This is a genomic window from Lactobacillus johnsonii ATCC 33200 (assembly GCF_000159355.1).
In the GTDB taxonomy this organism is placed as follows: Bacteria; Bacillota; Bacilli; order Lactobacillales; family Lactobacillaceae; genus Lactobacillus; species Lactobacillus johnsonii.
This window is the reverse complement of record NZ_GG670141.1, coordinates 1-241: the sequence shown is the minus strand read 5'-3', so window position 1 is coordinate 241 and position 241 is coordinate 1. Positions and strand designations below refer to the sequence as shown.

The 241-nt window shown below is 67.2% G+C and carries 1 protein-coding gene; it reads left to right on the top strand.

Going from position 1 to position 241, the window contains the following annotated elements:
• On the top strand, nt 1-241 hold a 241-nt coding region (locus HMPREF0528_RS08780), incomplete at both ends, for a hypothetical protein (RefSeq protein ID WP_004896668.1).

Here is a 241-nt window from a genome sequence, read left to right as displayed (position 1 = left end):
CGGCTTCGTTACCCAGTCCGAGACCGAGCGCCTGCTGAAGCTGCTGGGCGAAACCCGCGACGTCGAACTGGCCGCGCTGCCGGAAGTGCCGGCCGATACCGCGCCGGTGACCGATGCGCAGATCAAGCAGTGGTACGACAGCCACGGCAAGGACTTCCGCCAGGCCGAGAGCGTCTCGCTGGAGTACGTCGAGATCAATGGCGCGAACCTGCCGGCACCGACCGCAGCCGATGAAGCCACC